This is a genomic window from Amycolatopsis orientalis, assembly GCF_000943515.2.
GTDB lineage: Bacteria > Actinomycetota > Actinomycetes > Mycobacteriales > Pseudonocardiaceae > Amycolatopsis > Amycolatopsis orientalis.
Genome location: NZ_CP016174.1, coordinates 6,493,855 through 6,516,947, shown reverse-complemented (window position 1 = coordinate 6,516,947; position 23,093 = coordinate 6,493,855). Strand labels below are relative to the sequence as shown.

The 23,093-nt window shown below is 69.7% G+C and carries 19 protein-coding genes; 12 read left to right on the top strand and 7 right to left on the bottom strand.

Annotated elements, in window-relative coordinates:
* Nucleotides 1-12 precede the first annotated feature (12 nt).
* The 4 genes from SD37_RS28140 to SD37_RS28125 are packed head-to-tail and all read left to right on the top strand — an operon-like array spanning nucleotide 13 to nucleotide 11,354.
* Nucleotides 13-1,173, top strand: coding sequence for a Kelch repeat-containing protein (locus tag SD37_RS28140; RefSeq protein WP_044850104.1), 1,161 nt, complete (start codon nucleotides 13-15; stop codon nucleotides 1,171-1,173).
* A complete protein-coding gene (locus SD37_RS28135) occupies nucleotides 1,170-4,289 on the top strand; it encodes a hypothetical protein (protein ID WP_044850103.1) in 3,120 nt (1,039 codons plus the stop codon). The genes SD37_RS28140 and SD37_RS28135 overlap by 4 nt, the downstream gene beginning before the upstream one ends.
* Nucleotides 4,270-9,489: a hypothetical protein gene (locus SD37_RS28130; protein WP_065913002.1), complete on the top strand. Its 5,220-nt coding sequence runs from the start codon at nucleotides 4,270-4,272 to the stop codon at nucleotides 9,487-9,489. Before SD37_RS28135 ends, SD37_RS28130 begins: the two co-directional genes overlap by 20 nt.
* On the top strand, nucleotides 9,486-11,354 hold the full coding sequence (locus SD37_RS28125) for a hypothetical protein (RefSeq protein ID WP_044850101.1): 1,869 nt from the start codon (nucleotides 9,486-9,488) through the stop codon (nucleotides 11,352-11,354). The genes SD37_RS28130 and SD37_RS28125 overlap by 4 nt, the downstream gene beginning before the upstream one ends.
* A 73-nt stretch (nucleotides 11,355-11,427) precedes the next feature.
* On the opposite strand, the gene SD37_RS28120 is transcribed toward SD37_RS28125, so the two are convergent.
* The gene (locus SD37_RS28120) at nucleotides 11,428-12,930 is read right to left on the bottom strand and encodes a leucyl aminopeptidase (RefSeq protein WP_044850100.1); all 1,503 of its coding nucleotides are present in this window, start codon (nucleotides 12,928-12,930) and stop codon (nucleotides 11,428-11,430) included.
* Between the two features lie 133 nt (nucleotides 12,931-13,063).
* Between SD37_RS28120 and SD37_RS28115 the strand changes: the two genes are divergently transcribed.
* Nucleotides 13,064-13,918 (top strand): hypothetical protein, encoded by an 855-nt coding sequence (locus SD37_RS28115; RefSeq protein ID WP_044850174.1) that lies wholly within the window; start codon nucleotides 13,064-13,066, stop codon nucleotides 13,916-13,918.
* The gene (locus SD37_RS28110) at nucleotides 13,911-14,537 is read left to right on the top strand and encodes a ribonuclease FAU-1 family protein (protein ID WP_037309689.1); all 627 of its coding nucleotides are present in this window, start codon (nucleotides 13,911-13,913) and stop codon (nucleotides 14,535-14,537) included. Before SD37_RS28115 ends, SD37_RS28110 begins: the two co-directional genes overlap by 8 nt.
* On the opposite strand, the gene SD37_RS28105 is transcribed toward SD37_RS28110, so the two are convergent.
* Nucleotides 14,534-14,845, bottom strand: a complete 312-nt coding sequence (locus tag SD37_RS28105) for a hypothetical protein (protein WP_145926754.1) — start codon at nucleotides 14,843-14,845, stop codon at nucleotides 14,534-14,536. The genes SD37_RS28110 and SD37_RS28105 overlap by 4 nt on opposite strands.
* A 117-nt stretch (nucleotides 14,846-14,962) precedes the next feature.
* On the opposite strand from SD37_RS28105, the gene SD37_RS28100 reads away from it, so the two are divergent.
* On the top strand, nucleotides 14,963-16,066 hold the full coding sequence (locus tag SD37_RS28100) for a branched-chain amino acid aminotransferase (protein WP_044850098.1): 1,104 nt from the start codon (nucleotides 14,963-14,965) through the stop codon (nucleotides 16,064-16,066).
* Between the two features lie 137 nt (nucleotides 16,067-16,203).
* On the opposite strand, the gene cobT is transcribed toward SD37_RS28100, so the two are convergent.
* The gene (gene cobT, locus SD37_RS28095) at nucleotides 16,204-17,280 is read right to left on the bottom strand and encodes a nicotinate-nucleotide--dimethylbenzimidazole phosphoribosyltransferase (RefSeq protein WP_044850097.1); all 1,077 of its coding nucleotides are present in this window, start codon (nucleotides 17,278-17,280) and stop codon (nucleotides 16,204-16,206) included.
* Nucleotides 17,281-17,373: 93 nt separating this feature from the next.
* Between cobT and SD37_RS28090 the strand changes: the two genes are divergently transcribed.
* The gene (locus SD37_RS28090; RefSeq protein ID WP_044850096.1) at nucleotides 17,374-18,054 is read left to right on the top strand and encodes an IspD/TarI family cytidylyltransferase; all 681 of its coding nucleotides are present in this window, start codon (nucleotides 17,374-17,376) and stop codon (nucleotides 18,052-18,054) included.
* Here SD37_RS28090 and SD37_RS28085 read toward each other — a convergent pair.
* Nucleotides 18,039-18,443: a hypothetical protein gene (locus tag SD37_RS28085; protein WP_044850095.1), complete on the bottom strand. Its 405-nt coding sequence runs from the start codon at nucleotides 18,441-18,443 to the stop codon at nucleotides 18,039-18,041. The genes SD37_RS28090 and SD37_RS28085 overlap by 16 nt on opposite strands.
* 170 nt (nucleotides 18,444-18,613) lie before the next feature.
* Here SD37_RS28085 and SD37_RS28080 point away from each other — a divergent pair, with 170 nt between their 5' ends.
* From SD37_RS28080 to SD37_RS28070, 3 genes are read left to right on the top strand one after another with little or no spacing between them, the layout of a single operon-like run.
* Nucleotides 18,614-19,363 (top strand): GntR family transcriptional regulator, encoded by a 750-nt coding sequence (locus tag SD37_RS28080; protein ID WP_044850094.1) that lies wholly within the window; start codon nucleotides 18,614-18,616, stop codon nucleotides 19,361-19,363.
* Nucleotides 19,360-20,211, top strand: a complete 852-nt coding sequence (locus SD37_RS28075; RefSeq protein ID WP_044850093.1) for a phosphoribosylaminoimidazolesuccinocarboxamide synthase — start codon at nucleotides 19,360-19,362, stop codon at nucleotides 20,209-20,211. Before SD37_RS28080 ends, SD37_RS28075 begins: the two co-directional genes overlap by 4 nt.
* The gene (locus SD37_RS28070) at nucleotides 20,204-20,431 is read left to right on the top strand and encodes a hypothetical protein (RefSeq protein ID WP_044850173.1); all 228 of its coding nucleotides are present in this window, start codon (nucleotides 20,204-20,206) and stop codon (nucleotides 20,429-20,431) included. The genes SD37_RS28075 and SD37_RS28070 overlap by 8 nt, the downstream gene beginning before the upstream one ends.
* A 74-nt stretch (nucleotides 20,432-20,505) precedes the next feature.
* Here the strand turns inward: SD37_RS28070 and SD37_RS28065 are convergent, their stop codons facing one another.
* Nucleotides 20,506-21,495, bottom strand: a complete 990-nt coding sequence (locus tag SD37_RS28065; RefSeq protein ID WP_044850092.1) for an aldo/keto reductase family protein — start codon at nucleotides 21,493-21,495, stop codon at nucleotides 20,506-20,508.
* A gap of 55 nt (nucleotides 21,496-21,550) precedes the next feature.
* Entirely contained in the window at nucleotides 21,551-22,207 is a 657-nt protein-coding gene (locus tag SD37_RS28060; RefSeq protein ID WP_037309352.1) for a DUF3043 domain-containing protein, read from the bottom strand.
* 143 nt (nucleotides 22,208-22,350) lie between these two features.
* Here SD37_RS28060 and SD37_RS28055 point away from each other — a divergent pair, with 143 nt between their 5' ends.
* Nucleotides 22,351-22,728, top strand: coding sequence for a HesB/IscA family protein (locus tag SD37_RS28055; protein ID WP_005164197.1), 378 nt, complete (start codon nucleotides 22,351-22,353; stop codon nucleotides 22,726-22,728).
* An 87-nt stretch (nucleotides 22,729-22,815) separates the two neighbouring features.
* On the opposite strand, the gene SD37_RS28050 is transcribed toward SD37_RS28055, so the two are convergent.
* Nucleotides 22,816-22,995 (bottom strand): hypothetical protein, encoded by a 180-nt coding sequence (locus SD37_RS28050; protein WP_418189789.1) that lies wholly within the window; start codon nucleotides 22,993-22,995, stop codon nucleotides 22,816-22,818.
* Between the last annotated feature and the right edge of the window lie 98 nt (nucleotides 22,996-23,093).

The following is a 23,093-nucleotide window of genomic DNA, read 5'->3' as shown; positions in this document are numbered from 1 at the left end:
AGGGATCGCCCCATGACCAGTGTGCTCGCGGCCGACCCGACCGCTCCCCCCTACGCCGTGGCCGTGACGTGGGCCGGACAGCACGACGCCGCCGTTCTGCTCGAGGGCGGCAAGAAGGCGCTCCTCGCCGGAGGCGCGGACGAGGCTTTCGCCGGTGTCAAGCACAGTGCCGTCTTCGACTTCGATACCGGGAAGTGGTCGGATCCCCTCCCGCTCGGGACCGCGCGGCAGTCGCACGCGCTGACGCCGCTCGCGGGCGGGAAGGCACTGATCACCGGCGGCATCAGCGCGGCGGGCGGAGCCGCGCTGGCCACCGCCGAGTTGTACGACCCGGCCGAGGGCAAATGGCTGCCGGTCGAGAAGCCGATGAAGGCGGGCCGGTGGGGACACAGCGCCGTGGCACTGTCGAACGGCAAGGTCCTGGTCGCGGGCGGCAGCACGCTCCGGCCCGGCGGCAAGGCGATGGCGCTGCGGTCCGCCGAGCTGTTCGATCCCGACGCGATGACCTGGGAGACGGCGGGTGACATGACCGACGCGCGGACCGGGCACGTCGCGGTGGTCTTGAGCGGTGGCAAGAAGGTACTGGTCTGCGGAGGGAGCGTGCCGGTCGGCACGGGTGACGACCCGGCACTGGCGTTCTGCGAGATCTACGACTCGACGGCCGCGGCGGGCACCAACCCCTGGACGCCCGCCGCCACCATGCGCTTTCCCCGGAGCGGGCACACCGCGACGGCCTTGTCCGACACCACCGTGCTCGTCACCGGCGGGAAGGCGCCAGGGGTGACGGCCGAGGGCGCGTTCGACCCGTTCGCCCGCGATACCACCGAGATCTTCGAACTCACCGGGACGACCGGAGCCTGGCGGGACGCCGAACCGATGCCGGGCGGCCGTGCCTTCCATCGCGCGGTCGCCGTGGGTGGCGGGCGGGTCGTGGTGACCGGCGGCGCCGACGACGTCACGAACGAAGCGGGTTACCGCAGCGTCCTGCGCTACGAGGCGGGCGCGTGGAAGCCGGTGGCGCCGGGGCTGGCCGAGGGGCGCTGGGGTTTCGCCGCCGTGGCTTCCGGGTCCACCGTGCTCGTCGTCGGCGGCATCGCCAGGACCGGCCTCGCCGCCGCGGCGCAGAAAGCCGAGTTGACGGCCACGGCCGAGAAGTTCGGGAGCGGTTCGTGAGCGCGAACGCCTACTCCTTCCTGCCCTGGCTGCGGACCGGGCTGACCACCCGTATCCAGGGTGACGTCGCCGGGCCGCGCGCGACGATCCCGGTCGAGCTGCGACTGACCGGGGACGCGATCGAGGACGGTCCCGTGCCGTACCGGGAAGTCAAGGAATCGGTGCAGCTGTACGGCCCCGGTGACGTGGTCGGCGTCGATCCGCGTGCCATCTCCCGCACGGAACCGAAGCCGGGCATCCCCAACTTCGAACCGAACTACCTGGCGCACATCGAGTTCTACGACGAGGACTTCCTCTGGCGCTACAGCCCGGCGAAACCGGACGACACGACGAAACGGCTGGCTCCCTGGCTCGCGCTGATCGTCCTTTCCGCGGGCGGGGAAACGGGGCAGGCGGAGTTCGAAGACGGAGTCCTGCCGGACAAACCGCTGCCGTTCGTCAAAGTGACGAATCCACAGGCGCTGCAGCCGCCCGGTGAACTCGGCGCGTGGGCGCACGTCCAGGTCAACGGGAAGCTGGGCGAGCGGCTCGCGCTCGGAGAACCGGCCGAGATGAACGCCGCGCTGGACAGGCTGAGCCGGGTGCTGCGCGAATCGCCCGACAGCGCCTGTTCCCGGCTGCTCTGTCCCCGGCATCTGAAGCCCGCCACGACTTATCACGCCTTCCTGGTGCCCGCCTTCGAAGCGGGCCGTCTGGCCGGACTAGGCGAGCAAGTCCCCAAGGAACTCAAGGCGACCGTCCCGAGCTGGGGCACGGGAGCCGGCCAGGTCGTTCTGCCGTACTACCACCGCTGGTCCTTCACCACGAGCACGGTCGGCGACTTCGAGTACCTGGTCCGGCTGCTCAAGCCGTACGAGGCGGCCGATCCGGTCGGCAGGCGGCCCATGGACGCGCACCGCCGGGTGTACGACCTGCCGCCGCTGACCACGCCGACCGACCCGCAAGGCGTCCTCAAACTCGGTGGCGCCCTCCAGCTGCCCCGTACCGACAGCCATCCCGACGCGTTCGAGAACTGGGACGGCTACCTGACCGAACAGGCGTCGCCCTATCCGAACCACTGGCAGCGGGCGATGGCGGGTTTCGTCAACCTGGCACAGGCCTACCGGCAGAAACCGCCGCCCGCCGCGAACGCCGAAGCCGCCGGGACGGCCGGGGTCGCCGCGGTCGCGGGGGTGACCGATCCGGTGATCACCCCGCCGCTGTACGGATGCTGGCCGTCGCTGACCCGGACCCTGCTGACCGAGGACGGGCAGCCGGTCCCGGTCGACCAGCAGCGCAACTGGGTGCACCGGCTCAACCTCGATCCGCGCTACCGCGTTGCCGCGCAGTTCGGCACCAAGGTCGTCCAGGCACGGCAAGAAGAACTCATGGCCTCCGCGTGGAGCCAGCTCGGCGACATCCAGCGGGCCAACGAGCTCATCCGGGCCGGACAGCTGGCACGTCAGCTCGGGAACAGCCTGCAGGGCAAGCATCTCGCCCCGACCGCGCCCGCGCGGCCGTCCACCGCGGCGGCCGCGGACCAGCCGGTTTCGGGGCGGGCGCTGACGTTGACGGCGCCGGTGCACGGACGCGTGGTCGAACGGCGAGCCTCGGCGAGTGCCAGGGCGGCCGCGGCGGAAGTGCCGGAGCTGTTCGCCGTCGGGTACAAAGTGGACAGAAGCCGGGTCTCCGCCGCGCCGATGTCCGCGCCGATGCGCCGGATCACCCGGCCGGGATCGCGGCTGAGGAAGCGGCTGTTGCCGACGGGCGCTCAGTTCGACGTGCTGGTGGACCGGATCGACCGGGGAGAGGTCAGTGCCGCGCGGACCAAGGGCGCGCCACCGGTCACGGTCGCCTCGTTCGGCGTCGACCTTTCCCTCGCGGCGTTGGGGGAACCGGAAGACAACGAGGAAGCTGTGCGCTACCGGACCGCGCTGCGCACACTCCACGACGGTCTCGCCGAGGCGTCCGCCGTCGCGGAGGTCGTCGACGACCAGCTCGGCGTGATCGAAGCCATCGACGACATGCTCGACGGCCTGCGGGCGGAGAAGACCCTGCTGGAGAGCCTGGCGGATTCGATGAACCTGCCGGAGCGGCTGCGGCTCGCGATCGGCGAGCTGATCGAGATCCAGGCGTATCCGGTGTTCGACATGCCGATGTACGAAGAGCTGGCGAAATTCTCCGCCGAGACGTTCGTGCCCAATATCGGCCTGCTGCCGGAGAACTCGATCACCCTGCTGGAGAACAACCGGCAATTCATCGAGTCCTACCTGATCGGGCTCAACCACGAAATGGCGAGAGAACTGCTGTGGCGGGAGTTCCCCACCGATCAGCGGGGTACGCCGTTCCGTCAGTTCTGGGATCCGCGACCGGTGCCGCTGAAGCCGGGTGAATCCCGGGAGGCGTGGCGGGAACGGCTGTACGACATCCTGCCGCTGCACCGCTGGAGCAAGACCGCGAAACTCGGCGAGAACAACCATCGGCGGCCACCGGGCGAGAAACAATTCAAGGACCTTGTCCTCGTGATTCGCGGCGAACTGCTCAAGAAATACCCGAACGTGGCGATCTACGCGCATAAGGCCACTTGGCCGCTGAACAAGGACGGGACGCAGAACAAGACCGGCGAGCGCACCATCCTGCCCATTCCGGCGAACGTCGGCCTCACCGACGACATGGTGCGGCTGCCGACCTACGAAGCCAAGATCTCGCCGGACATCTACCTGCTCGGTTTCCCGTTGGGGGAGGAAGAGGCCCGGTCCGGCGGGGCGGACGGGCTCGGCTGGTTCTTCGTGCTCAAGGAACGCCCCGGTGATCCCCGGTTCGGGCTCGACGAGCCACCGCGGGGAGCCCTGCCCAGGGTCGAGGTGTGGAACGACGCCACTTGGGGGCATCTCGATCCCGGGACACCGGGATCCGGGTTCATCCGGTTCGACCGAGGCGTCGAAGTCGGCCTCGCCGAGTTCAACGGCGACGACGACGATGAGGAAAAGCAGCGGCAGCGCGATGACGACGTGAACATCCCCGAGTGGGCGCACGACGTCAGTGCCGCCGACGTCGCCTACATCCTTTTCCAGGCACCGGTCCTGGTGGCCGTACACGCACAGGAGATGCTGGCCGATGCCCGACCTCAAGCTTGATTTCCCGGTGTTGCTGGGACCGGTCCGGGTGGAGACCCGGTACGTCGGCGACGAACTGCTCATCCGGGTGTTCCCCGACGAATGGTCGATCGACAAATTCGAACAGCGCCCCACCCGCGCCGAACTCGCCGCGCTGGATGCCTATTGGGTCACGCTCTGGGCCGCCGGCGGCTCGCCGCTCGCGGAACGGGTCGCGTTCGAACAGCTCTGCACCCGCGTCGCCGCCGGGCGGGCGGCGTGGTTGCTTCAGAAGTACAAGCCCGCCAACCCCGGAGACCGGCCGACCCAGGTCGCCACCGGGACCACGGTCCTGGTCGTGGTCACCCCGCAACCCGTCGCGCAGGAGGATCGTCAGCCGGCCACGACGTACTGGACTTCGGTCTGGAAGGCGCACGGAGACCGCGAAAAGCTGCGGGAGGCGGAAATCGTGTTGCTCGCCGCCGTGGGCGCCGGCCGGGCGAAGACGATCCGCGCGATCCGTCCGTCCGGAGTGGACAGTTCGGCGTCGAGCACGGGCATCTTGGTGACCGTGGTGTTCATGGTACTCACGCCGCCGCCCGCGGGAGAGATCGCGGAGGACTCTTGGACGACCGCCGCGAAAGCGAGTCTGTTGCCGGACAAGTTCACCGCCTTCGGCTACGTCGGTGATACGCGGATCTTCGCGAAGAGCGGCGGGCCGGTCAAAGCCGATCTCGCGGTCAGCCCCAATCCTGCCGAACCCAGGGAGAAACAGCTCAAAATCAACGAGGAGACCGGGACACTGAGGATTCCGGACGCCTTGATGTGGCTCACCGAGTTCAAAGCGGCCGAAGACGTCGGGATGGGCATCCGTGTCACGGTGGGGGACACCTTCCGCACCCTCGATCGGCTCGTCGTCCTCGGCCTCCGTGAGGCGGCTACCCCGCAGAAGTCGGCCGAGGACTGGGGCAAGCTGCTCACCGATCAGGTCCGCACCCCGGCCGGATTCGGCTTCCTGCCCCAAGGGACGCCGACGAACAACTCGGATCAGGCGGCCGCGGGCCAGGACCCTCGGGCCGAAGCCGAGTCGAAGCTCGCCGCGGCCGCCGGATTCGCGGCCACCGCGACAGATTGGTGGAAGAAGACCGATGGCGAGTGGTTCGCCGAACTGCTCGGTCTCGACCCGGCCGTACTGGCCGGGGGGGCGAACGCCGAGGGCGGCGACCGGTGGGAGGCCAGGGCGGCGCATACCGCGTTGTGGCCCGCGACCTGGGGTTACTATCTTCCCTCGTTGCTCAACGGGGTGCTGACCGAGCAGCAGATCGCGCAGACACGGCAGTTCTTCCTGGAGCACGTGTCCGGTCGCGGGCCGCTTCCCGTGGTGAAGATCGGCAGACAGCCGTACGGCATCCTGCCGACGACAGTGTTTTCCAAGCTCGCCTTCCCGCCGACCGCACCGCACCGCGTCGCACTGAACAACGTGCTGAAGGAAGCATCGCGCCACTGGCACGACGCGCTCCCGAAGGTCCAGTACCTCGACTCGGCCACGGGGGACCCGCACCAGAAGCTGCTGGACATCCTCGCGCTGCACCCGACCTCGGCCGAGTACCACCAGCGGTTCGCCAGGAGCGCCGAAGAGCTGGCCGTCCGGGAGCCGGGACTCGCCGAGCGGCTGGAGACCGTCCTGGGCGCGCCGATCCGGGACGTACTGGCCCGGTTCGGGTACCGGACCGTCGATCCGGACTCCGGGCCCGACCTGCTGCGGCGGGTGTTCGAGGAGCAGACCCAGCCGGTGCCGGCGCCGGTCGTCGACGACCGGGAACTGTCCGAAGTGGACCCGATCCGCGACTACGCGCCCGAAGGCAACTACCTGGATTGGCTGGCCCGCTACGGCAAAGAAGATCTGGACAAGGTACGCAAGGAAGAAGGGTTCGACGACAACGTCCCGCCGTCGGCGCTGCTGTACCTGCTGGCTCGGCACGCCGTGCTGCTCGGCGCCGCCGAGGCCGCCCGGAGGCTCGCTTTGAGCACGCCCGGCGCCGAGGTGCCGGATGTGCGCGACGCGCCGTTCATCCACGTCGAGGTCTCCGACGAGCCCAGCGAAAGCCGGTATCGCAAGCTCTATTCGACCGATCCGGCCATCGATCCCGACAGGCTGGTGCACGAGCATCTCCGCACCGTGCTCGACACGAGCCCCGCCGCCGCGGATCTGTCCGAGCAGATCGAGGCGCTGCGCCTGCTCGCGAAGGTACCGACGGCGCGACTGGAGCGGGTCTTCGCCGAGCACCTCGACTGTGCCACCTACCGGCTCGACGCCTGGCGCCTCGGGCTGGTCAACGAGCGGCTGGCCGAACTGCGCCGCGATCCCGCCGGTGGCCCGCCGAAACGCGGTCTCCATCTCGGGGCGTACGGCAGGCTGGAGAAGATCGAACGAGCCGGGACCCCGGCGACGGAACTGCTCCCCGAAGGTCTGCCCGCCATCTTCGGTACCGGCCCGTTGCCCCACGACGACAAGAACGGCGGCTACATCCACGCGCCGTCGCCCGCCCACGCGCGGACGGCCGCGGTGCTGCGGGCCGGTTTCCTCGCCAACGGCAAGCAGCGTGCGGACAGCACGTTCGCCGTGAACCTCAGCTCGTCCCGGGTCCGGGTCGCACTGTCCCTTTTGGACGGCATGCGGCAGGGGCAGGCGCCGGGGGCCCTGCTCGGTTACCGGTTCGAACGAGGGCTGCATGACCGCAGGGTCGGGCTCGACGAGGTCATCGCCGGATTCCGGTTCCATTTCCCCTTGCGGGCGAACAAGATCAAGGATTCGGTGCCGGATCCGGCGCAGGGTCCGGGGCTGCCGACGAGTGTCGAGCAGGTCGAGGCACGCAATGTCATCGACGGGCTCGATTTCCTTCGGCACGTGGACAAGCTGGACAAGAAGGAGCGGGTGTACCCATTCAAGCTCACAGGGCTCCCGGAGATCACCGATACCGGCATACTCGGCGACATCTACAAAGAGATCGATGCCCTTCGTGACGCGCAGGACGCGTTGGCGGATCTCATCGTCGCCGAAGGCACGCATCAGGTGCTTCAGGGCAACACCGAACGCGCGTCGGCGACGCTGGACTCCTACGCGAAAGGCGGTGTCCTGCCCGAGCCCGCGGTGGTCGAGACCCCGCGTGGCGGGACCACCCTCACCCATCGCCTCGGCCTGCAGTTCACCCCCGGCCTCGGCCCCGATCACGGCGCGCCGTTGCTGGGCCGGAACAACCCCCGCGCCAGGGCGGAACCGGCGGTCAACGACTGGCTGGCCGACATGCTGCCCGAGCCGGGCTCGGTGGCCGCGTCGGTCACCTGGCTCGATCACAAGAACAAGAAGCACGTCCACGTGGTGACCCAGGCGGAGGCCGGACTGCAGGCGATCGACCTGCTGTGGGCGGTGCCGCCGGCGCGGGCGGCGGAGGCCACCGACCTGGACGACCGGATTCTCGGCGTGGTCATCGAGGAGGCCCGCCCGCGACCGGACGCCAAACTCGAAATCCAGTACACGGAACGGGTTTCCGGGAAGGTGAGCTTCTTCGAGTTGTCACCGCTGATCGGTGCCCTGCGTTCGCTGCTGACGACGGCAAGGCCGTTGCGGCCGACCGATCTGGTCCCCGCGGCCGGTACCGCGCGGGTCGAGCGCGCGGCCGACGACGCCGTCTCGCTCTCCCGGGAACGCCCCGCCGCGGTTCTGGAGTCCCTGAACCGCCTCGGCGAGGACGTCACGGAATTCCTCGCCGATCTCGGTGCGCTGGAACCGGCGGAGGTCGTCGAGCACATCGATGATTTCCTCGCCCGGTACGCGAAACTGGCCAAAGCCGCGGGCGACTTCGGACTGGGTGTCAGCGGCTGGGGAGAACTGTCGCTGTGGCGGGGCGGCGTGTTCGCGCGCGTCCTCGGCGCCGTCGCCGAGGTGGCCGCGAGGATGGACCGCGCGCTGAAGGCCGCGGACGTGCTGTTCACCCGGTACGAGAAGCTCCCGTCGTCCACATCGGACGCGGAGCGGTACCGGCTGCTGGAGGAGATCGAACGGTTGCTGGTGACGAAACCGAAGCCGCGCGAAACGTCGGTGTTCCGGATGCGGGCGCGGGTGCGTTCGGCCCGCACGACGTTCGAAGCCCGCCTCAGCCGGTTGACGGGGATCGCCGGGACGACCGAGCCGACGCTGAGCGGCCTGCTCGCCGATGTGGCACGCGAACTGCCGCTGACCGACCTCGATCCGGCCGGTCTCGACCTCGAACCGTTCGAAGACCAGGTCGTCGCCTACGGTGCGGAACTGCTGGCGCGGGCGGGAAAACTCAAGACCGACCTCATCGGTGACGCCGCCGCGCACAAGGACGGACGGCGACAGGCCGCGGAAAGGCTCCTGGTGCGCTACGACCAGGTGCCCGCCGGGCCGGAGCGGGTCGCCGCGGGGATCGACGCCCTCAAGGCACTGCTCGGGGAGGACGTCCTGGTGGTCCCGGAGTTCACGCCGTCGGAGGAGATGCTCGACCAATGGCGTGACGCGCGGAACGACAGCGAAGCCCTCGTCGAGCACCTGACCGACGAGGGACCGGGCAAACCCGGCCGTGACTTCCCGGTGGACGACTGGCTGCACGGGATGGCCAGGGTGCGGGAAAAGCCGCGGCTGTGGGAAAAGACGGTGCACCTCGCCGGTGCGCTGCTCGAACCCGGTGGCTTGCTCGGCACCGGGATCCTGGGCTGGAAGGAGCCGCGCCTGACGCCGGTCCAGCTGCCCTATGCCGAGGACGACCATTGGCTGGCCATGGAATTCTTCGATCCGGCGAAGGTGGGCGATCAGCTGGTCGAGGACCGGTTGCTCTACACCGCGCACTACGCGGCCTCGCTGAACGGTGAACGTCAGTGCGGGCTGCTGCTCGACGAATGGACCGAGGTGGTCCCCGCCGAACGCGAGACGACGGGAATCGCGCTGCACTACGACGGTCCGGACGCCGAACCGCCGCAGTCGATGCTGCTCGTCGTCCCGCCGGTACTGGAACCGGACGGGAAGTGGACCACGGAGCTGCTCCTCGAAGCGATCGAGGAGACCTTCGACCTGGCGAAGACTCGCGCCGTGGAACCCGACCACCTCGAAGGCACCGCGCTCGGGCAGTTCCTCCCGGCGACGATGATGTCGGCGGTCCGGGACCAGGTCACGATCAGTACCGACCTCGCCGTCTCCACCTTGCGCTGGAAGGCCACCCGATGACCGGAACCCAGTCCTTCGCCGAAGAACTCGCCGTCCGCGGTACCCCGGCCGTCGGGGTGTGGAACCGGCTGGAAGGCCGCCCCCGCACCACCGGGTTCGACCGCGCCCTGCGAGCCGAAGTCCGGGATCCGTTGTGGATGCTCACCCGGCAGTGGCAGCTGGGGGAGTTCCGCGGGACGGACGCGGGCAGCCCGGTCACCGTGACCTACGCGGTGTCGCCGTCGAGGCCCTCCCGGTTCCAGCCGCCTACCGGACCGCCGCAGGACCTGAGCGCCGACCGTCCACTTGAGACGGTCGCGGAACGGCGGCGTCCGCAGCTGACGTTCGGTACTCCCGGAACGGAGAAGATCGGGTTCGACCTGAGACTGGCGATCGGCCGCCACTGGTTCAAACTGATGGCCGCCGATCAGCTCCTCTTGGGCAATCTCCTCGGGTTCAGGAACGCCTACATCGAGCGCTATCCCATCGCGCTGCCCGATCCGCGGAACCCCGACGACGTCGCGAAGCTGGCGCATCCCGAGGTCTGGTCGATGATGCAGACGGTCGCCGGACGCCGGATGGACGGCTACCTGTTCTATCTGCACCTCAAAAGCGGCGGGCACGCCGAGGACGGCACCGGCCTGCTCGGGCAGATCCAGAGCGACCGGATCCGCAAGCTGGGGGCCCGGCTGGTGCGGTGGTACGAGAAACTGATCGACCGGCCCGTGGCGGAACCGACGGACGCGACCTGGGATCCCGGCCGGTTCGAGCACCGGTTCTCGGTCGCCGCCGGTGTCGAGGGCGGGGGCGAGAAGAAGCTTTCCGCCGAGGAATACCCCGGCGGGACACTGGAGTGGCACGCGTTCTCGGTCGATCCGCAGGATCCGGTCGGCGGGACGAAACCGCCGGAGCCGACGCTGACCAGGACCGTGTTCCCCGCGCCGGTCCGCTATTCCGGGATGCCCCTGGCGCGCTGGTGGGCGCAAGAGGACGGGAAGACCAACTTCGCCGCCGTCCGCCCCGACAGCACCGACCTCGCGCGGCTGGTCTTCCTGGAGTTCGCGCTCGTGTTCTCCAACGACTGGTACCAGGTGCCGTGCGACCTGCCCGCCGGCACGCTCGCCAAGATCCGGGGGCTGGTCGTCACGGACGTCTTCGGGCAGAAGCAGTGGATCACCCCGGCGGGGCGGGGACGGGACGAGGACTGGCGCCGGTGGTCGATGTTCACCTTGGACGTCGCCGGTCGGGATGACGTCGAGGCCGACACCGACCTGCTGCTCCCGCCGAGTGTGCCGAAAGTGGCCGAAGGCCCCGCGTTGGAGGAGGTCCTGCTGATCCGCGACGAGACCGCCAACCTGGTCTGGGGTATCGAGCAGACCATCACCACGCCGGCCGGGGAACCGCGGCGGGGAAGCGAGGCGGCCGCGGAGGTCGTCGCGTTCCGGCGGCGCCTGCACGACGCCGTCGCGGCGGCGGACGGGGAGGATCCGCCGCGGGCGCCGATCTCGTACGTCGCGATGAACAGCGTGCCGGAGCACTGGATCCCGTTCATCCCGGTGCACGCCCCCGGGGACAACCGCGAGATCCGGCTGCAGCGCGCGGCGATGCCGGACGTGGTGGACCGGCGGCCGGTGCAACCGCGGACGACGTTGCTGCGGCCGGGTCTCGACGACCTCCCGGCCGGTCAACAGCCGCAGTACTACGTCAACGAGGAGGAGGTGCCCCGCGCGGGTACGCGGCTCTCGGTCGCCTACAACCGGACACGCTGGCGCGACGGCCGCGTCGTCGTCTGGCTCAGCGCGCGGCGCGGTGTCGGCCGGGGCGAGGGCTCCAGCGGACTGGCCTTCGACCTCCTGGAGGACACGCCGCTGCCTCCGGCGCCGTGATCGCGCGTGAAGGCCCCCTTCCCTCGGCTCAGCCGAGGGAAGGGGGCCTTCACGCGCGATCGAGGGGAGTGGGTCAGCCGTTGGCGGCGATGTCCGCGAGGACCGCGGCGATGGTGCGGACCGGGACGCCGGTGCCGCCCTTGCCGGTGTAGCCCCACGGCCCGGCGGTGTTGAACGACGGGCCCGCGATGTCGATGTGCGCCCAGGGCAGGCCGTCGGCGACGAACTCGCGCAGGAAGATGCCCGCGGCGAGCATGCCGCCCCAGCGGTGCCCGGTGACGTTGGCCAGGTCGGCCAGGCGCGAGTCGAGGTCGGCGCGCAGTTCCTCCGGCAGCGGCATGGCCCAGCCGCCCTCACCGGTCGCCTGCGCGATGGAGGCGACCCGGTCGCGGAACTCGTCCGAGCCCATCACGCCCGCGGTGCGGCTGCCCAGCGCGACGAGCTGCGCGCCGGTCAGCGTCGAGGTCTCGATCAGGTAGTCGGGGTTCTCCTCGCCCGCGCGCACGATCGCGTCGGCCAGCACGAGGCGGCCTTCGGCGTCGGTGTTGAGCACCTCGACGGTCTTGCCGCCGTACATGCTGAGCACGTCGCCCGGCCGGTACGCGGTGGCCGAGGGCAGGTTCTCCGCCAGCGGGATGTGCGCGACGACCTCGAGCGGGTACTTCAGCTTCGCGGCCAGCACCACGGAGGCGAGCACGGCGGCCGCGCCCGACATGTCCGAGGTCATGTGGTCCATGTTCGCGGCGGGCTTGATCGAGATGCCGCCCGAGTCGAAGGTGATTCCCTTGCCGACCAGCGCGACCTTCTTAGCCGCCTTCGCGGGCTTGTAGGCGAGACGCAGCAGGCGCGGCTGGCGCGAGGAACCGCCGCCGACGCCGAGGATGCCGCCGAAGCCCTTGCGCTTCAGCGCCTTCTCGTCCAGGACCTCGAACTCGAGCCCGTTCGCCTCGGCCAGCGTCTTCGCGCGGTCCGCGAAGGAGGCCGGGAACAGGTCGTTCGGCGGGGTGTTGATCAGGTCGCGGGCGATGATCACCGACTCCGCGATGAGACCGGCGGCCTTCAGCGTCGCCTTGTGGTCCTTGGCGGTGCCCTCTTCGGGGCTCACGAAGTCCACCTTGGCGACCGGGCCGTCGCCCTTCTCCGAGCGGTACTCGGTGAAGCTGTACGCGCCGAGCACGGTGCCCTCGACGGCGGCCTGCAGGTCGATCGCCGACAGCGTGACGAACGCGCGCTCGGTGCCGCTCAGCGCCCGCGCGGCGGCGCCGGCGCCCCGGCGGACCTGCTCGGCGGTGACGCCGTCCGCGCCGGCCTTGCCGAGGCCGACGGCCAGCACGACACCGGCGGACAGCTTGCCCAGCGTCGGCACCTTGACGACCTCATCGGCCTTGCCGGACGCGCCGAGCGTGCCGAGGACCTCGGCGAGCTTGCCGTCGAAGGCGGCGTCGGCAACGGAGGAGCCGGCGGCGAGCGCCAGGCCGTCCTCGCCCTGCAAGGTGCCGACGACGACGACATCGGCGCGCGTCTTGGCAAGCGCCGCTTCGGCGTTCTCGGTCAGGGCAAGCTTCGGCACGGTCACTTCTGGCTCCTCGCGCGTTCGCGGTGGGTACCGGGCGGCCGCCCGGTCGGATCGTGAGCCATGCTAATGACAGGCGGACCTGGGGTAACAGCGGGGCCGACCGGATAACTGGATGTTCTGGAAGGGAGACGGCGTGCGACTGGCTGGCGGTCTGCTCATCGCGCTCGCGGTGGGCACCTCCGGAGCGGACTACTGGGTGCTGCTCGCCGCCGTGGTCGCGGTCCTGTGCTCCGTGGCGGCGGAGGCGCTGCTGCCCCCGATGGGAGAGTCGCGGCCGGAGCGGATCTCGGGCTCCGTTTCACGGCTGGGCCTGGTCCTGGTCTTCGCGACGACGTTCGGTCACTACCTCTTCCCATCGGCGCCGGGAGCGGCCGCCGCGGTGTTCGCCGTGGTGGTGGCCGTCGCCGATCTCGCCGGGGTCCGCCTCGGCGACCACGCCGCCCGCTGGGTCACCGGCCTGCTGCTGGCCGCGGCGGTCTCCCTGATCGCGATCTGCGTCGGCATCCCGCCGTTGGCGCAGTTCATCGCGCCGGACCCGCCGTCCGTGCCGGGGCTCGGTCTCGCCGTGCTGGTGCTGCTGCCGTTCCTGGCACCTCGCCGTCCCGGCGCGGGCCGCGCGGCCGTGGTGGGCGCCGTGGCCGTGGCGATCATCGCCGTCGCCCTCTACCAGCTGGGGCCGGTCCGGCTGGGGCTTTCGGCGACGTCGTTCCGCGAACTCCTCGCCGCCGCCGACGCGGTCTCGCTGCTGCCGGTGCTGACCGTGGTGGTCGCGCTGGCGACCGTGCCCGTCGCGGTGGACGCCTTCACCGACGGCCGCGAGCGGCTTTCCCCGGAACGTCCGAAGGCGACACTCGCTTGTGGACTGATCGTGGCCGTCGCCGCGGCCTTCGCTGGGCCGGTCGTGGCCCTCGGGCTCGCGGGAGTGGGAACGCTCACCGAACTGGTTCTGCGGGTCCGTGCCCGTCGGTACCGTGCAAGGCGTGCGTGATCCCTTCTGGACCCCGGGCGACACCGTCGTCGAACGGTTCCTGCGACCGGACGGCTCGATCGGCCAGCATCATCCGCTGCGCGTCATCTCCGACGACGGCACCGTCCTGCTCGGCTGGCTGCCCGCGGACACCCCGATCATCGGCAGCAGGCTGGCCGACGGGCGGCTCTTCCGCGAGGCCCCGCTCGAAGAACGGTTCCGGGTGCCGAGGGTGCGCGTGGCCGACTTCTGGCGCGACACCTCGACCCTGCGCCGGATCGCCGACGACGAATGGTCGTCGGTCTGGTGGTTCTTCGACGCCGCCGGGCACTTCCTGAACTGGTACGTCAACCTGGAGGTCCCGCTGGGGCGCACGGCGACCGGGCCGGACCGGATCGACGGCATCCTCGACGTCGCCGTCGAACCCGGCGGACGCTGGCAGTGGAAGGACGAGGACGAGGCCGAGGAGGCCGTCCTCGCCGGCCGCATCACCGCCGGGCAGCTGGAGCGGCTACGGGCCGAGGGAGAGCGGATCGGGGCGCTCGCGGACGCCGGCCGGTTCCCCTTCGACGGGACGTGGACCGACTTCCGGCCGGAGCCGGACTGGCCGGCGCCCGGCCTGCCCGACGGGTTGCTCTAGCTCACCTGCAGAAGCAGGAGCAGCACCAGCACGACGTTGATCACCGTGAGGATGACCACCGATTTGGTGGACAGCTCGCGCGGGAACACCTTGCCGTGGATGCTGCGCCACCAGAAGATGCCGAAACCGGCGCCGACCAGGCCGAGGAACGCGCCGAAGCCGCTGTCCAGCAGGGCCCAGCCGTCCATCATCAGCACGCCCGTGCCGAAGGTCAGCAGTACCGCCGTCGCGAACGTCTTGATGTCGGCCCCCGTGCCGGAGGCGGCGGGCTTGGCCGGGTGAGCGGGCTGCATGGGGTTTAACGTCACCCCTTCATCCTAGGGGCGCGGGCCCTCGCTCGTTCGTCACGACGGACAGATCGCGGGAGGTAAAGATATGCGGACGTCCGACTAACGAGGGTCCGACCAAGCGTTATCGTCTTAGCCATGACGACCTCGACGCAGTTCACCCACCTCCCGCACCCGAGCCCCGCGAGCCCGGAACGCGTCGCGGACGTATTGGCCGCACCCGGCTTCGGGCTGCACTTCACCGACCACATGGTGACCGTGAAATGGAGCGCCGAGCAGGGCTGGCACGACGCGACCGTCGGTCCGTACGCGCCCTTGACGCTGGACCCGGCGACCTCCGTGCTGCACTACGGCCAGGCGATCTTCGAAGGCCTCAAAGCCTACCGCCAGCCGGACGGGACGATCGCCGCGTTCCGCCCCGACGCGAACGCGGTCCGCTTCCGCAACTCGGCCGAGCGACTGGCGATGCCGCAGCTGCCGGTGGAGGTCTTCCTCGACTCGATCCGCGAGCTGATCGCGGTCGACTCCCGCTGGGTCCCCACGAAGCCGGGCGAGTCGCTGTACCTGCGGCCCTTCATGATCTCCACCGAGGCAGGCCTCGGCGTCAACCGCCCCGCGAACGAGTACCTCTACGCGCTGATCGGCTCGCCCGCCGGCTCGTACTTCTCCGGCGGCGTCAAGCCGGTGAGTGTGTGGCTCTCGACCGAGTACGTCCGCGCCGTCCCCGGCGGCACCGGCGAGGCGAAGTGCGCGGGCAACTACGCGGCGTCGTTCGTGGCGCAGGCGCAGGCCGTGGAGAAGGGCTGCGACCAGGTCGTGTGGCTCGACGCCGTCGAGCGGCGCTGGGTCGAGGAGATGGGCGGGATGAACCTGTTCTTCGTCTTCGGCTCCGGCGACGAGGCCCGCGTCGTGACCCCGGAACTGACCGGTTCGCTGCTGCCGGGGGTGACCCGCAAGTCGCTGCTGGAGCTGGCGAAGTCGTTCGGGCACCAGGTCGAGGAGCGGCGCGTCTCCACCGACGAGTGGGAGAAGGCCGCCGCTTCGGGCGAGCTGACCGAGGTGTTCGCCTGCGGGACCGCGGCGGTCATCACGCCGGTCGGACACGTGAAGCACGCGGGCGGCGAGTTCTCCGTGGCCGGCGGGCAGCCCGGTGAGCTGACGATGAAGCTGCGCGGCGCGCTGACCGGGATCCAGGAGGGCACCCGGCCCGCCCCCGAAGGGTGGATGTACCCCCTGGGCTGAGTTCGCGCTTTTCGCCCCCTACGCGCGCCATGAAAGGTCCTTTCCTTGCAAAATTTGCAAGGAAAGGACCTTTCATGGCACTTGAGGGGTGGGGTCGGCTCCGCATTCAGAGGACTAAACGCGGGAGACGGGGAGCCTCAGGAAGCGGGCGCCTCGATCAGCGGACCGCTCACCCCCGCCTGCTCGTGCGTCGCCATCTCCGCGAGCACCCGCGTCGCCATGAACACCAGCGGCAGCGCCGCGACCGCGCCCGTCCCCTCACCGAGCCGGACGTCCAGATCGAGGATCGGGTCCAGGTCGAGGTGCTCCAGCGCCAGCGCGTGCGCGGGTTCGCCGCCGCGCTGACCGGCGGTCCACCATTGCCGCGCGCCGGGGACGAGTTCCTCGGCGACCAGTGCGGCCGCGCAGGCGACCAGGCCGTCCAGGATCACGGGCGTCTTCCGGAGCGAGGCCTGCGCGAGGAACCCGGTCATCGCGGCGATGTCGGCGCCCGCGGCGGTGCGCAGCAGCGCGACCGGGTCGGCCAGCACCGTCCTCGCCCGCCGCAGCGCGTCGCGGACCGCGGTGGCCTTGCGCATCCAGGCGTTGTCGTCGATCCCGGAACCGCGGCCGACGACGGCCACCGGTTCGCTGCCGGTCAGCGCCGCGACCAGTACCGAGGCCGGGGTGCTGTTCCCGATCCCGAGGTCGCCCGCGATCAGCAGATCCGCCCCGCCGTCGACCTCGGCGTCGGCGATCGCCCGGCCCGCGCGGACGGCGGCGCGTGCCTCGGCGTCGGTCAGCGCGTCCTCGACGTCGATCGAGCCGGATCCGCGCCGCACCTTGAACTCGCCGATCGAGCGGGTCGCGGGGGCGTCGCTGTCCACGGCCATGTCGATGACCCGGACACTCGCGCCCGCCGAGGCCGCCAGCACGTTGATGGCCGCGCCGCCGGTCAGCATGCTGCCGACCAGTTGCGCGGTGACCTCGCCCGGATAGGCCGAGACACCCTTCGCGGCGATGCCGTGGTCTCCGGCGAACACCACCACCCGGGGCCGGGTGAAGGGACGGGGCGGTGACTGGCCCTGGCAGGCCGCGACCCACACGCCCAGTTCTTCGAGCCTGCCCAGCGACCCCGCCGGCTTGATCAGTTTCGAGTGCAGGGCGATCGCCGCCGAGCGTGCGTGTTCATCAGGCTGCTCGACTTCGGCGAATTCGAGGATATCGTCGTCCAACGCCCTGCCCCTTCGGATCGCTTCGGTGGCCGCGCCCAACCTACCGACCCGTCTGTGCCAGAGTTGCCTGTGGCTCAGACGAAGGCCGCCGGGGTGGTGCTCGCGAGCGGAGCGGGTACCCGGGTCGGCGCCAAGCTCAACAAGGTCTACCTGCCGGTGGCGGGCAGGAGGGTCGTCGCGTGGTCGCTCGACGCCTTCGCCCGAGTGCCCGGTATCGACGTGCTCGTGCTGGTCATCCGGCCGCAGGACACCGGACTCGCGCGGGAGGTGCTGGCCGCGCATCCGGCTGAGGTCGAACTCGTCCACGGCGGCGCCACGCGCCAGGGTTCCGAGCTGAACGCCTTGCGCCACTTGGCTTCCCGGATCGAAAGCGGGGAGATCGACGCGGTGCTGCTGCATGACGCGGCCCGTCCGCTCGTCACCCCGGACCTGATCGCGGCCGTCCTCGCCGACACGCGGCGGTACGGGGGAGCGGTGCCGGGGATCGCGGCCGACGACGTCGTGCGCGTGGACGGCGATTCCGTTTCCGGGGCGCTGCCCGGCGCGATCCGGGTGCAGACGCCGCAGGGTTTCCGCGCCGCGCCGTTGCTGGCGGCCTACGAAACCGCCGAGCGCGAAGGTTTCGTCGGCACGGACACGTCTTCGTGCATGGAAAGGTTCTCCGCGCTGCCGGTGCGGTGGGTTCCGGGCAGCGCGGAGAACCTCAAGATCACCTACCCGCACGACCTCGTTGTCGCCGAGCAGGTGATCGGCCGAGGTCAGGGATCGCCCTGATCGGCAGTGGCTCCGTTCGCGGGCAGGATGGTGACCGGCTGGCGCGCTTCCATCGGGATCACGCAGTCCGGATGTGGTTGCAGCAACTGGATCGGCGCGGCGGCGTCGCCGGGCGGCGGGATGGTGAGCACGGCGCGCAACGTCCAGTCGGCCGTCGAGTGGTACTGCCAGGAGACGAGCGCGGGGTGGAAAACGTCGGTGTCGGGCAGGGTGGTGACCCGGAACGCGCTCGCCCGTTCCTCGCCGCGCAGGATGAGGACGTCGGCACAGGTGTCCCACTGGAACACCGCGGCGCAGACCTCCGGTTCCTCCCGGGGGCCGAAGATGTAGACGACCCACCGGCGTCTTCGAAGCTCTTCGAGCAGTTCGTCGATGCTCAGGTGGTTCATCGAGCCCCCTAACGGGTTTCGGGAACTCTGCGGAGAGTAACAGGTGTACTAGAGCACCGTCCAGAATGTGTACTAGTACGTAATAATGCGGTGTGAGCAGGATCCTTGGTGCTCGCCCATTGGTGTGCTAGAACGCTTGTGCGCACCGCGCGACCTTGTGAGGAGTCACCTTGCCCGCCGTCGACCGACCCGAACCGCCGTATCTCCAGATCGCGGGAAGCATTCGCGACGACATCGTTTCGGGCAGGCTCAAGGAAGGCGACGCGGTCCCGTCCGCGCGGGAGATCGCCAGAAACTGGAACGTCGCCATGGCGACGGCGATGAAGGTCCTCTCGACGCTCCGCGCCGAAGGTCTGGTCCGCGCGGTCCGCGGCGTCGGGACAGTGGTGCAGACCAGAGCGTTGCACCGTTCCGCGCAAGACAGGACGATCTCGATCGCGAGAACCGGCAAGGTCTATCCACCGGGCCACTACGCGAAAATCCGTGAGGCGGGGCTCCTTCCGGCGCCGGATCGCGTGGCGGACGCGCTCGGCATCGAAGAGGGCGCGCCCGCGATCCGGCGGCGGCGCACGACGTACGCGGGCGACGAACAGCCGGTGTCGACGTCGGTCTCCTGGTTCGACGGCGCGCTCGCGGCCAAGGCCCCGTTGCTGTTCGAGACCGAGCGGATCGTCGAAGGCACGGTGAAATACGTCGCCGACCGGACGGGCCGGGTTCTCTCGTCGACCCGCACCCAGCACGCCGCGGGACTCGCGGACGCCGAGGACGCGGCGGAGCTGGGGGTGCCGGAGGGGACGGCGATCTTGTTGAGCCGCAACAGGTTTCTCTCCGCGGAAGGCGACGTACTCGAGTACGGCGAATCGGCGGCCTTGCCGAACCACTGGGTTTTCTACGAATACAACATCGAGGACGGGGCATGAAGCACATTCACGCGGGTAAGGTCCGGGACCTTTACGAAATCGACGGCGACATTCTGCTCGTCGCGTCGGATCGCGTTTCGGTCTACGACGTCTCGCTGCCGACCCCGATCCCGGACAAGGGTGCGCTGCTGAACCAGCTTTCCGCCTGGTGGTTCGAAAAGCTGGCCGACGTGGTGCCGAACCACGTCATCTCCACCACCGACGTGCCGGCCGAATTCGCCGGCCGCGCCATGCGCTGCAAGCCGCTGAAGATGATCCAGGTCGAATGCATCGCGCGCGGCTACCTCACCGGTCTCGGCATGCGCGAATACCAGCGTGACGGCAAGGTTTCGGGGGTCGAACTGCCCGCGGGCCTGGTCGAGGCGGACAAGCTGCCCGAGCCGATCTTCACGCCCACCACCAAGATCTCCGACACCGGCCACGACGAGTTCATGACCTTCGCCGAAGTCGTGAACGACATCGGTCAGGAGACCGCGGACCGCATCCGCGACCTGACGCTCGAGATCTACACCAAGGGCGCGGAGCACGCGGCCAAGAACGGCATCATCATCGCCGACACCAAGATCGAATTCGGCTTCGACGCCGACGGGGTGCTGACGCTCGGGGACGAGGTCCTCACGTCGGACTCGTCGCGGTTCTGGCCCGCCGACGACTACGAGCCGGGCCGGACGCAGCACGCGTTCGACAAGCAGTTCGTCCGCGACTGGTCCGCGAGCACCGGCTGGGACAAGACGCCGCCGGGGCCGGCGATCCCGGACGAGATCGTCGAGGCGACCCGCGAGCGCTACACCGAGGTTTACGAGAGGATCACCGGGAAGACCTGGGTTCCCGGCGGTGGCCATGCCTGAACCGCAGGTCTACGACCCGTACCGGCTGATCGACGACGTCGAGGGCCTGCTGATCCAGCGGGGTCACCGGCCGGAGCGGGCCGACGGCCGGGCGGGTGACCGCGTCGCCGGCGCGAGCAGGTTGCTGCGGGGCCTGGGGATCGAGCCGCTGCGCGCGCCGGGTGACGCCCTCGACCTCGACGGTCAAGTGGCGTACCAGTCCCTGGTGCACGGCGACTGAGACAAGGCATCTGACGCGTTCAGTCGACTAACTGCGGGAAAAGCGTCCGCAGTTAGTCGACTAAATGCGGGGGATCAGGGAGAGCGGGTCAGCGTCGGGTCGGTCTCGACGACGCCGTCGAGGGCCTCGTCGATCGCGGCGAGCAGATCCGCGTCCAGCTTCACGCCGGCCGCCTTCACGTTCTCGTGCACCTGCTCCGGCCGCGAAGCGCCGATGATCGCCGAAGCGACGTTCGGGTTCTGCAGCACCCACGCCACGGACAGCTGGGCCAGCGACAGGCCCGCCTTGTCCGCGATCGGCTGCAGCCGCTGGACGCGCTCGAGGACGTCGTCGTTGAGGAAGCGGGCGACCATGTTGGCGCCGCCCTTCTCGTCGGTCGCGCGGGAGCCCGCGGGCAGCGGCTGACCGGGCTTGTACTTGCCGGTGAGCACGCCCTGCGCGATCGGCGACCAGACGATCTGGCTGAGGCCCTCACGTTCGGACGCCGGGACGACCTGCGCCTCGATGACCCGCCACAGCGCGTTGTACTGCGGCTGGTTCGAGATGAGCGGCACCTTCAGCTCGCGCGCGATCGCGGCGCCCTGGGTGATCTGCTCGGCGGTCCACTCCGAGACGCCGACGTAGAGCACCTTGCCCTGGCGGACGAGGTCGGCGAAGGCGAGGAACGTCTCTTCCAGCGGGACGGACCGGTCGAACCGGTGCGCCTGGTAGAGGTCGACGTAGTCGGTGCCGAGCCGCTTCAGCGAAGCGTTCGCCGACTCCATGATGTGCTTGCGGCCCAGCCCCTGGTCGTTGGGGCCCTTGGGGCCGGTCGGCCAGTAGACCTTGGTGAAGATCTCCAGGCTTTCCCGGCGCAGGCCCTTCAGCCCGCGGCCGAGCACCGATTCGGCGGCCGTGTTCGCGTAAACATCGGCGGTGTCGAAGGTGGTGATGCCGGCGTCGAGCGCGGCCTTGATACAGGCTTGCGCCTGGTCCTCTTCCACCTGGGACCCGTGGGTGAGCCAGTTGCCGTACGAAATCTCACTGACATTGAGGCCGCTGCGGCCGAGGCGTCGGAACTCCATGCGGGCGACTGTACCCCAAGCCGTTAGTCACGCTAACGACCTGGGAATCGCCTGCTCAGACCTTGTCGCCGGGGCTGACCCGCGGCTTGGGCACCCGCAGCTTGCGGATCTGGCTCGCCCGGATGAAGGAGTACCAGCCGACCGAGCCGCCCTTGACCGTCTCGTTCGGGAACTTCAGCCGGACCATCTTCGCGATCCGGCGGCCGCTGAGCACGCCCTCGACGATCATGCCGAGCAGCATCACGGTGCACAGCAGCGTCGCGTAGCGCTGCACGTCCGGGTACGGCACCAGCAGGGCGACGAACACCAGGATCGCCAGTGGCATGAAGAGACCGAGCAGGTTGCGCCGGGAGTCGACCAGGTCACGGATATAGGCCTTGACCGGGCCGCGGTCGCGCGGGAGCAGGTACTTGTCCTCGCCCGCCATCATCCGCTCGCGACGTTCCTTCGCGGCGTTGCGCTGCTTGGCCTTGTACTCCGGGTCGGCCTTCGCGGACTTGCGGAGTTCCTTGTTCCGCTTCATCGCCTCCCGCATGGTGGTCGGCGGGGGCGCCACCGGACCACGGCGCTTGGCCTCGGCCTCGCGGCGCTTGGGCGTGGCCTTGCCCTTTCCGGGCGTATAGGCCTTGGCCTGGACCTCGACGGCCTCGGTGTCGGGCGTCTCGGCGTCGGTCGTGGCGGAGTCTGTGGTGCTACGGCGCAGGAACCTCACCTCACCAGGGTAGTCGCGGGCGTCACGGTGCCACGCACCAGGCCGAGCGATATGTCACCATGGAGGGGAACAGATCGGGACTCCGACGTGTTGGACCAGATGCAAGACGAGTACCCGCAGCGAGTTCGACCAGAGGGAGAACCATGACGACCGCTGAGCAGGCAGCCGCAGCTCAGGCCGAAACCGCCGAGGAGACCCACGGCGTCACGTTGACCGACGCCGCCGCCGTCAAGGCGAAGGCCCTGCTCGAGCAGGAGGGCCGTGACGACATGCACCTGCGCATCGCCGTCCAGCCCGGTGGGTGCGCCGGCCTGCGCTACCAGCTGTTCTTCGACGAGCGCACGCTCGACGGCGACCTGTTCCGTGACTTCGACGGGCTCCGCGTGGCCGTCGACCGGATGAGCGCCCCGTACGTGTCGAGCGCCGTGATCGACTTCGTCGACTCGATCGAGAAGCAGGGCTTCACGATCGACAACCCCAACGCGACCGGCAGCTGCGCCTGCGGCGACAGCTTCCACTGAGCCACGCTCACGCATGAAGAAGGGCCGCGAACCTCACCCAGGTCGCGGCCCTTCTTCATGCCCGCGGTTCTGCGTACCGCCGCGGGCTCAGACGTAGGCGTCCAGATCGTCGACCTGGGCGAGGCACCGCTCGTCCACGGTCCAGGGCGGGGCGATCTGCCGGGGCAGGGGCAGATTCTCGGCCTGGAGGGACGACGGGATACCGGCGCAGTCGGCGATGAGTTCGCCGATGGATTCCGGTTCGAGGTGATACGCGGAAGTGGTCACGAACGACAAGCTAATGACTCGCGTTCGAGTAGGACACCACTACCAACCGGTAGTGTTCATGGCCGTGCCTGAAGCAACCCGTATGGGGCATGACCTGC

What these genes read in the sequence shown, in the direction of transcription:
- SD37_RS28055 (WP_005164197.1), top strand. Translation starts at nt 22,351, where the DNA reads ATGACGACCGCTGAGCAGGCAGCCGCAGCTCAGGCCGAAACCGCCGAG.
- SD37_RS28130 (WP_065913002.1), top strand. Translation starts at nt 4,270, where the DNA reads ATGCCCGACCTCAAGCTTGATTTCCCGGTGTTGCTGGGACCGGTCCGG.
- SD37_RS28085 (WP_044850095.1), bottom strand. Translation starts at nt 18,443, where the DNA reads ATGAACCACCTGAGCATCGACGAACTGCTCGAAGAGCTTCGAAGACGC.
- SD37_RS28075 (WP_044850093.1), top strand. Translation starts at nt 19,360, where the DNA reads ATGAAGCACATTCACGCGGGTAAGGTCCGGGACCTTTACGAAATCGAC.
- SD37_RS28065 (WP_044850092.1), bottom strand. Translation starts at nt 21,495, where the DNA reads ATGGAGTTCCGACGCCTCGGCCGCAGCGGCCTCAATGTCAGTGAGATT.
- SD37_RS28125 (WP_044850101.1), top strand. Translation starts at nt 9,486, where the DNA reads ATGACCGGAACCCAGTCCTTCGCCGAAGAACTCGCCGTCCGCGGTACC.
- SD37_RS28140 (WP_044850104.1), top strand. Translation starts at nt 13, where the DNA reads ATGACCAGTGTGCTCGCGGCCGACCCGACCGCTCCCCCCTACGCCGTG.
- SD37_RS28070 (WP_044850173.1), top strand. Translation starts at nt 20,204, where the DNA reads ATGCCTGAACCGCAGGTCTACGACCCGTACCGGCTGATCGACGACGTC.
- SD37_RS28100 (WP_044850098.1), top strand. Translation starts at nt 14,963, where the DNA reads ATGACGACCTCGACGCAGTTCACCCACCTCCCGCACCCGAGCCCCGCG.